A 6560-nucleotide genomic window follows, 5' to 3' on the forward strand; every position below is an offset into this window, starting at 1 on the left:
CAACATGATCATCTTTGCCTTGGCGACAGGCGGTGCGGTTTCGATATCCAAGCTGTTTCTGGCCGGGGTCGTCCCGGGCGTCCTGATGTGTCTTTGCCTTGCGGCCACTGCCTATCTGGTTGCGGTGAAACGCGGTTACAGTGCTGAAAAGTTTCCGGGATGGTCTGCACTTGCATTGAATTTCGCAAGTGCCATTCCCGGTCTCATGACCGCAGTCATCATTGTGGGCGGCGTCTTGTCCGGGGTCTTCACGGTTACCGAATCCGGCGCATTCGGTGCAATGTATGCCTTTCTGGTCACTCTTCTTGTCTATCGCAATATCACTTGGGAGAAGTTCAAGATCGCCGTTGTCCAGTCGGTGCGAACAACATCGATGGTCATGATCCTGATTGCCTGTGCGGGGGCCTTTGCCTACATGCTTACGTTCTATCGTGTGCCAAGCATGACCGCCGACCTGCTTCAGGGAATTACGGACAATCCGATCCTAATTCTTCTGATGATCAATGCGGTGCTGCTGGTGCTGGGCATGATCATGGATATGGCTGCACTAATCTTGATCTGCACGCCGATTTTCCTCCCGCTTGCACGGGAGCTTGGCATGGATCCGGTTCAGTTCGGCATCATGATGCTGGTCAATCTGGGGCTTGGCCTGTGTACTCCGCCGGTCGGAACCTGCCTGTTTGTCGGCTGTGCGGTCGGCAGGATCAGGATCGAAGAAGCGCTGAAAACGATTTGGCCGTTCTACCTGGCTCTCTTCGTTGCCCTGATGCTGATCACCTATGTTCCAGCATTTTCCCTGTTCCTGCCGTCCCTTTTCGATTGACCAGGGACCGGGCTCATCAAGTCCTTGTGGCGTCTTGCGACGGCCGCGTGACAATAAGGGCCGATTTCAACAATCGGCCCTTCGCACATTCAATGAGTATGAATGAAGTTGTGTGCTTTCTGATTATCCGACAATCAGCTGCTTGAGTTTCAAAGACTCGTATTCCAGCTCATTCAGGCGATAATTCACGACATCGCCAATGGTCACGATCCCGATAATTGCGTCGTTCTCGATCACCGGCATGTGGCGGAAGCGTCCCTCGGTCATCTTGCGCAAAACGGTAATCAGCGCGTCATCGGGACCGCAGACCTCCACGCTGGTGGTCATGATGTCTTCAACCCTTTGCGGCAGGGTCTGTCCGGGCGTCTCTGCCAGTCGGCGGACGATGTCCCGTTCAGACAGAATGCCTAGCAGCTTTCCGTCTGCATCTTTGACAAGAAGTGCGCCGATCCGCTTTTCCTTCAGCATAACAACGGCTTCATGCAGCGTGTTCTGAGGCCGGAGGGCGAATACGTCCTTGCCCTTGGTGTCCAGAATCTTTCGGACTGTCGCAGTCTCTTTCGACGTATTCGATTCCGAGGTCTGGCTGTGCGTTGTCTCGTGCATCTTGTCTTTTCGGCTTGGGGCCTGATAAGAGCTTGGCATGAATTTGGCTCCCTGCTGTATGTCGACTTCTCGAGTCAAGCATAGCTTATCCGAAACCGGTCGGCCTAAGGAACTCTCCAAATTGGTAGATTTTTTTCTCTCACCGCTGACGGCAACGATTTTGTTCGTTGTTGCCTGCTTTGCCGGGTATCAATATCGCCGGGTCTGGGTGAAGGAGGGGCCGCGCTGGCAGCTGTGGGTATTCGGACTGATCGCTGCCATTTGCCTGGGGCTGGTCGCGTTTATACCTCTGTCTTCAACGCCTTAAGAGCAGAGTATCAGGCAGCTGTTTCCGGTTGGGCGGCTTCCATTTCCGCAAGCATCTTTTTGGCTCTCGGGCACTTGAGACGCTCGCGCAGCGGGCTGTTCGGGTCGATTTCCTTGCTGCAGACCACGCATTGGTCTGCATCGGAAATCGCATTCAGCCCACCGCAGCTTCCCTTGATCGTCTTGCCTGAAAAAATCACACCGAGCGCCATGCCGAAGATGACGAGCAGCAGCAATGCAAATGTCAGAGCAAAGGTCAGCACTTAATCCGTCCGATCCGGTTGTCAGGCCTGCAACTGAGCAAAGCGTTTGCTGGCTGCAGATACGAAACCCTTATTCCCTGCCTCGGCGTCACGATCAATGAACAATACGGCCATATCACGCTGATTTGCGATTTCAAGTCCGCGTTCAGTGCCAAGGACCAGCATGGCAGTTGCCCAGGCGTCGGCCAGCATCGTGTTTTCCGCCAAGACGGTTACAGAAGCGGTTCGGTGAGTGATCGGGCGACCGGTATGTGCGTCGATAATGTGCGAGAAACGGACGCCGTCCTGCTCGAAATAGTCCGGGTATGAGCATCCGGCGTTTCAATGCCGATCTGCCAGTTCATGCTGTCTGCATTGCGACCGGAGACATAGACGTCGCCACCGATCTCAACCATGAAATCGGTGAGGCCAAAGCCTTTGACGACCTCAGCCATCTGGTCGACGCCGTGGCCTTTGCCAATGGACGGCAGATAGATCTGCGTGCCGGGATGGCTTTTGCGCAAGGTGTTTCCGTCAACATGAAGGCCCTGGGTTTGGCCGGCAACTTCGTAAGCGGCGCTGATGGCAGCTGCATCAGGCTCGGCGTGACGACCGGTATTCTTGGCGCCAAAACCCCAGGCTTCGATCACAGGACCAAGGGTAATGTCGAATTGTCCGTCACTTGCCTGGTTGATGTCCCGCGACGCGCTGACGACCTTTGCCAGATTTTCGGAGACTTTCATCGGGGCGGTCGAATTGAAGGCGTTGAAACGGGAGACTTCGGAGGTCGCGTCCCAGTTGGACATTTGCGCGTTCACCGCCAGCAGGCGTTTTTCGAGTGCCTGCTGCAGGGCCACCTTGTCCAAGTTCCGATCGTGATCGACAGCTGTAACGGAATAGCTGGTCCCCATGGTGGACCCGGAAAGTTCCAGAACATCCGCACCGCCCTTACAGGCAGCCAAAGTCAGCGACATAAGGATGAAGCTGCGCCGGGAGAATGTAATGTTAGTTGGCACGGTAACCGTCTCCGATAGATCATTTGCGACAAGCGTCGCGCGTCCTTGAGGCGCTTTTCTTTGGTTTCGAGAGCTGATTCAACAAAAAAATGGAGCAAACAGGCAAATTAGTGCTTTTTACCAGAGCAAAAACGTAGCATATGGCGTTTTGTCGAATTCTGGAGGCCGGATGCGTGCAAAGCTTTAAGCTCAAAAAAGGTCTTGATCTGCCCGTCACGGGGGCACCTGTTCAAGAGATCAGCGACGAACGCGAGGTTCGGACCGCAGCGGTTCTGGCCGCAGACTATATTGGTTTGAAACCTCGGCTGGTTGTTCAGGAAGGTGACGTTGTTGGTGTTGGTGCTCCGGTGTTTTTCCACAAGGACACGCCGGATGTGATGGTGACATCGCCGGTTGCCGGTCGCGTGAAAGCCATCAACCGCGGCGCACGCCGCGTACTGATCAGTGTCGAGATTGAAGTTGATGCAGAAGCTGCCAGTCCGGTGAAGTTCGCCGAAGTCGGTGATATCTCGACCTCATCCGGTCTTGTTGAACGCCTGTGTGCTTCCGGGCTTTGGACTTCGTTTCGCACACGTCCTTATTCGGCAGTTCCTGATCCGGCGTCCCGGCCTGCAGCAATTTTTGTCACGGCCATGGATACCGAACCCTTGTCGGCTGATCCGGCGGTGATCATTGCCGACAGTGGCGACGCCTTCGAGAAGGGACTTGAGGCAGTTGCTTCGCTCAGCGACGGTAAAACCCATCTCTGTTTTGCTGCAGGTGCCTCCATTCCGGGACATAACGTCAAGGGAGTAGAAGCATCGGAGTTTTCAGGTCCCCATCCTGCCGGTCTTGCCGGAACTCACATGCACTTTCTGGATGCGCCCAGTTCGGCAAAAACGGTTTGGACGATTGGCTATCAGGATGTCATCGCCATCGGACGGCTGCTTCAGACAGGAAATTTCGATCCGAGCCGGGTGATCGCTCTGACTGGCCCCCTGTGTGCCAATCCGCGGCTGATCAGAACGGTTTCCGGCGCGTCCATGACGGAGCTTGCAGAGGGTGAAATTGCCGGTGATGCACCGGTTCGCCTGATCTCAGGATCGATTTTGAGCGGCCGTCTCGGCGAAGGGAACAGCGCTTATCTGGGGCGATATGCCCGCCAGATCACCTTGATCGAAGAAGATCACAAACAGATCCCGATGGGTTGGATCCGTCCAATGCCTTCGAAATACGCGTTCCAACCGGTTCTCGGCTCTGCCTTTTCCAAAAAACTCTATGCGCTCACGTCAAATCTGAACGGCGGGCGTCGTGCCATGGTGCCGACCGGCACCTTTGAAGAACTGATGCCGCAGGACTTTCTGCCCACTCAGCTGTTGCGTGCGCTGCTCGTTATGGATACGGATCAGGCGCAGGCACTTGGGGCCCTGGAGCTGGATGAAGAAGATCTGGGGTTGGTGGGTTTTGCCTGCCCTGCAAAATATGAATATGGCATGGCGCTTCGCGACTGCCTCACCAAAATCGAGAAGGAGGGCTAGACCTTGGGTCTGCGCAGCCTCTTTGACCGCGTTGAGCCTCATTTTGAGAAGGGCGGCAAATTCGAGAAACTTTTCCCAGTCTACGAGATGGTGGAAAGTTTCCTGTACACACCGAAGACGGTGACGACCGCCGCACCTCATGCGCGCTCCTATATCGACATGAAGCGGATCATGACCTATGTGGTCATCGCGACGATCCCGTGCATTCTGGTTGGTCTGTATAACGTTGGCTTCCAGGTCAATTCAGCGATTGCCGCCCATGGCGCATCCGGCTGGCGCGCGTGGATCATCGAGGCACTGGGTATCGGCTTTGATCCGGCGAACCCGTTCGCCAATTTCCTGCACGGTCTTCTCTATTTCCTGCCGATCTACATCACGACGCTTGTGGTCGGCGGAATTTGGGAAGTGGTGTTCGCGACAGTGCGCGGACATGAGGTGAACGAGGGTTTTCTCGTAACTTCAATGCTTTATGCGCTAATTCTTCCCGCTTCAGCTCCTTTGTGGCAGGTAGCTCTCGGCATTTCCTTCGGTGTTGTGATCGGCAAGGAAGTGTTCGGTGGAACAGGCAAGAACTTCCTCAACCCGGCCCTGACAGGGCGCGCGTTCCTTTATTTCGCTTACCCTGCACAGATGTCGGGAGACACGATCTGGACACCGGTGGACGGCTTTTCCGGAGCAACCGCGCTTTCGATTTCCGCGTCCGAAGGTTTCAAGGATCTGGCCGCAAACGGCGTGACCTGGATGGAAGCGTTTATTGGCACCATTCAGGGCAGTATCGGTGAAACGTCAGCGCTTGCCTGCCTGATCGGCCTGGCATTCCTTCTCATCACAAAGATTGCCAACTGGCGGCTCATTGTCGGTTGTCTTGCCGGAACGATCGCCTTTTCGACGTTGCTCAATCTGATCGGCTCAGACACCAATCCGATGTTTGCGATGCCCTGGTACTGGCACCTGGTGCTGGGTGGTTATGCCTTCGGTCTCGCCTTTATGGTGACCGAGCCGGTTTCGGCCTCGCATACCAATCTTGGCCGGTACATTTACGGCGCGCTCATCGGGTTCATGGTGGTCATGATCCGCGTGATCAATCCGGCCTTCCCGGAAGGAATGATGCTGGCAATTCTGTTCGGTAACGTTTTTGCACCTTTGATCGACTATTTCGTGGTGCAGGCAAACATCAAACGCAGGGCGAAGCGAAATGCCTGAGGAAAACGGACAACTGGATAAAGGCCGGCAAAAAGGCTTTGTGAGGCGTTTTCTCGACATGCCGCCGGACTCCGTGCCCAAAACACTGTTTGTCGCGGTAACTCTTTGCCTGGTCGCATCGATGATCGTGTCAGCCACGGCTGTGTCGCTTCGACCGATCCAGGAAGAAAACAAGCTGCGCGACAAGCGCATCAACATTCTTCAGGTTGCCGGTGTCTATGAGCCGGGCACGAATGTCCGCGAGGCGTTTGAAGCGTTCGAACCGCATGTTCTTGATCTGACGACGGGCAAGTTCACGGCCGATTTTGACCCGACCACTTTTGACGAGCTGGCCGCCGCAGGCGATCCCGAGTTGAGCCGCGCGCTGACCGACGATCCGGCAGGTATCGGCCGTCAGTCGAATTTCAAGACCATTTACCTGCTACGCAAGGATGACGGATCGATCGACAAGGTCATTTTGCCGGTGCACGGTTACGGCCTATGGTCGACCCTTTACGGGTTCGTCGCTCTGGAATCCAACGGCAACGATATTTTCGGTCTGCAATTCTACCAGCATGCCGAAACGCCCGGCCTTGGCGCCGAGGTCGACAATCCGCGCTGGAAGGCACTGTGGTCAGGCAAGAAATTGCGGGATGACAACGGTGACCTGCAGATCACGGTCGACAAGGTGCCGCCGCCAGCCGGGATCGAATATCATGTCGACGCGATTGCAGGGGCGACGCTGACCTCCCGCGGGGTCGACAATCTTGTGAAATTCTGGATGGGTGAGGAAGGCTACGCAACCTTCCTGGCCAACTTGCAGGCAGGAGAGATCTGATGGCGCAGACCAAGAGAACTATGCTGATCG

7 protein-coding genes and 1 pseudogene are annotated in these 6560 nt (G+C 55.5%); 5 read left to right on the forward strand and 3 right to left on the reverse strand.

Features of this window, described 5'->3' with window-relative positions; translation table 11 throughout:
* The coding region (locus K5905_RS24230; RefSeq protein ID WP_297588820.1) for a TRAP transporter large permease at positions 1 to 823 on the forward strand (823 nt) is incomplete at its 5' end.
* Between the two features lie 123 nt (positions 824 to 946).
* Here the strand turns inward: K5905_RS24230 and K5905_RS24235 are convergent.
* The gene (locus K5905_RS24235) at positions 947 to 1468 is read right to left on the reverse strand and encodes a CBS domain-containing protein (protein WP_297588821.1); all 522 of its coding nucleotides are present in this window, start codon (positions 1466 to 1468) and stop codon (positions 947 to 949) included.
* An 82-nt stretch (positions 1469 to 1550) separates the two neighbouring features.
* Between K5905_RS24235 and K5905_RS24240 the strand changes: the two genes are divergently transcribed.
* Complete coding sequence (locus tag K5905_RS24240) at positions 1551 to 1736, forward strand: hypothetical protein (protein ID WP_297588823.1); 186 nt, start codon at positions 1551 to 1553, stop codon at positions 1734 to 1736.
* A gap of 10 nt (positions 1737 to 1746) precedes the next feature.
* Here the strand turns inward: K5905_RS24240 and nqrM are convergent, their stop codons facing one another.
* Both nqrM and K5905_RS24250 read right to left on the reverse strand, forming a co-directional pair.
* Positions 1747 to 1998, reverse strand: coding sequence for a (Na+)-NQR maturation NqrM (nqrM, locus tag K5905_RS24245; RefSeq protein WP_297588825.1), 252 nt, complete (start codon positions 1996 to 1998; stop codon positions 1747 to 1749).
* 21 nt (positions 1999 to 2019) lie between these two features.
* Positions 2020 to 2951, reverse strand: a pseudogene (locus tag K5905_RS24250) (FAD:protein FMN transferase).
* Positions 2952 to 3166: 215 nt separating this feature from the next.
* On the opposite strand from K5905_RS24250, the gene K5905_RS24255 reads away from it, so the two are divergent.
* From K5905_RS24255 to K5905_RS24265, 3 genes are read left to right on the forward strand one after another with little or no spacing between them, the layout of a single operon-like run.
* Entirely contained in the window at positions 3167 to 4510 is a 1344-nt protein-coding gene (locus K5905_RS24255; protein WP_297588826.1) for a Na(+)-translocating NADH-quinone reductase subunit A, read from the forward strand.
* A 3-nt stretch (positions 4511 to 4513) separates the two neighbouring features.
* Positions 4514 to 5713: an NADH:ubiquinone reductase (Na(+)-transporting) subunit B gene (locus K5905_RS24260; protein WP_297588829.1), complete on the forward strand. Its 1200-nt coding sequence runs from the start codon at positions 4514 to 4516 to the stop codon at positions 5711 to 5713.
* Positions 5706 to 6530, forward strand: a complete 825-nt coding sequence (locus K5905_RS24265) for a Na(+)-translocating NADH-quinone reductase subunit C (RefSeq protein ID WP_297588832.1) — start codon at positions 5706 to 5708, stop codon at positions 6528 to 6530. Before K5905_RS24260 ends, K5905_RS24265 begins: the two co-directional genes overlap by 8 nt.
* Positions 6531 to 6560: the final 30 nt, after the last annotated feature.

The organism is Roseibium sp. (assembly GCF_025698965.1).
Lineage (GTDB): Bacteria > Pseudomonadota > Alphaproteobacteria > Rhizobiales > Stappiaceae > Roseibium.

Bases quoted from the DNA above. Each gene is read 5' to 3' on its own strand.
- K5905_RS24235 (WP_297588821.1), bottom strand. From the start codon at position 1,468: ATGCCAAGCTCTTATCAGGCCCCAAGCCGAAAAGACAAGATGCACGAG.
- K5905_RS24265 (WP_297588832.1), top strand. From the start codon at position 5,706: ATGCCTGAGGAAAACGGACAACTGGATAAAGGCCGGCAAAAAGGCTTT.